The sequence below is a fragment of the Mycolicibacterium vinylchloridicum genome (assembly GCF_013404075.1).
Lineage (GTDB): Bacteria > Actinomycetota > Actinomycetes > Mycobacteriales > Mycobacteriaceae > Mycobacterium > Mycobacterium vinylchloridicum.
The window spans coordinates 1-2,027 of record NZ_JACBJQ010000155.1; the positions used below are offsets into that span (position 1 = coordinate 1).

A 2,027-nucleotide genomic window follows, 5' to 3' on the forward strand; every position below is an offset into this window, starting at 1 on the left:
ATTCCTTTGCTCGAGTGACTTTCGCGGGTCTCTCGAAGAATCACGCGATGACCTTCATTCATCCGGCTACGACACGCCGGTACCGCTGATCAGGTCCGACTCGTACACCACTCTGCTGGACGCAACCGTCGAGCTGCCACCACTCATCGGAGGGCAGCGCCTGTCTGTCGTTTTGCAACCCGATATTGAGGTGGTCGACTTCATCGCCGACCTCGGCTATCGCGCCGACCACCTCTCCAGCAAGCAGCCGCAGCGCGACAACATCCTCAAGATCGCCAACGACGGCCGCAACGCCTCCCTGGATCCCCGGTTGGCCCATCTGGATGCGCCCACCGCCAGCCGGGCTGCAGCGGTCGCGCAGGAGATGATGCGGACCTACCGCGCCAACCACGATCGCGAATACCGGCACCCCCAGACCGGGGAAACGATGCCGGTTCGGGGCTGCCTGCAGGTGGCGTTCTGCGACCGCGGCACCCCGTCGAAGGACCCCGAGCAGTTCACCATCTACGCGGCCATCAAAGACGAGCTGGTCGCGCGCGGTATGCCGGCGGAGAAGATCCGCTTCGTCCATGAGGCGCGTAAGGCCCATGAGGTCGGGCTGCTGCGTGAGCAGTGCATCAACGGTGACGTGGCGGTGCTCATCGGAAGCACCGAGAAGATGGGCACCGGCTGGAACATTCAGCCCCGCCTGGCCGCCCTCGACCACGTCGATGTTCCCTGGCGGCCCGCCGACCTCGAACAGCGTGAGGGGCGTGTGCTGCGGCAGGGCAACCAGAACCTCGACGGGGTAGAGATCCGCACCTACGTCACCGAGGGCACCTACGACACGGTGATGTGGCAGAAGGTGCAGGCCAAGTCCCTGTTCATTGAGCAGGTGCGCCGCAATGAAGTGTCCGACAGCGAGATTGAGGACCTCTCCGGCGGCGACATCGGGGCTGCGGCGGCCGAGACGAAGGCCCTGGCCACCGGTGACCCCCGCTATCTGCGTCAGGTCGAACTCGACGAACAGGTGCGCCGCTTGCAGGCCCTGGAACGCGCTCACTACGAAGCCATCCGGCGCCGCGACTGGCTTGTGGACACCCACGAACGCACCATCCCGCACAAGGAACGCCAGCTCGCCGACCTGCGCCCCGTTGCCGAGCGCGCCGCCGCCCTTGCGGTCAGTAAGTCCGCGCCGCCGGTGTTGGTGGGCGGTCAGGTGGCGTCGGAGAACGCGGTCACCGCCGAGCGGCTGGCCGCGGCCTGCCGGCAGGCGTTTCTGTCTAGCCGCGACCGCGGTGCCACGCAGTACAGCCCGCTCGCAGTGACCGTCGATGGGGTGGAGCTGCTGGCTGCGCGCGACCTCACCCACGACTCGCTGCTGCTGCGGCTGGCGACGTCCTCGCGGATCGTGGAGGTTAAGAAGGACGATCTGATGGCCACCGCCGCCGAGGCCTCCGGCGCGAAGTCGCGCGGCTTGCTGACCAGGGTGGACAACCTGTATCTGGACCTGCCACGCCTGCATGCCACGCTGATCAGCGAGCTGGACCAAGACCGCGCCGAGCTGGCCGACCTGCTGGCCCATCCACCGGCCCCGTTCGAGCACACCGGTGAACTCACCGACCGCCAAGCCGAGCTGGCCACCTTGACCTTGGAACTGCGGTTGGCCGCCGAAAGCCCCGAAGCAAAGGCGAAAGCCGAGGCGGCGCAGGCCCGCATGACCGCCCGCAGCCGCGAACCCGGGTGGTCTCTGCTCCACAATCCGACACCATTCGTGGTGCAGGAGACCGGCTTCCGGTCGGCTCGTGAGCTTCGAGAGGCGTTGCGCGACAGAGAGTTACGCGCCGCTGTCGCGGAGATGCCGCAGGCGCAGTCCTCGGCGACCAGTAAGGAGGATCTGATGGTGTTGCGTGCTGAGGTCGATTTCGTGGAGGCGGCGGGGTCGCGGTCCCCGGCCACGGTGTACCCGCCCCCGGCCGGGGACCGGACCTGGGAGGAGTTGGACGGACCGGCCCGCGCTGTCGTGGAGACGATCACCGCCAGCATGC

General features: G+C 67.4%; 1 pseudogene. It reads left to right on the top strand.

Going from position 1 to position 2,027, the window contains the following annotated elements:
- Positions 1-190: 190 nt before the first annotated feature.
- Positions 191-2,027: pseudogene (locus HPC46_RS34225) on the top strand (helicase); the annotation flags it as partial.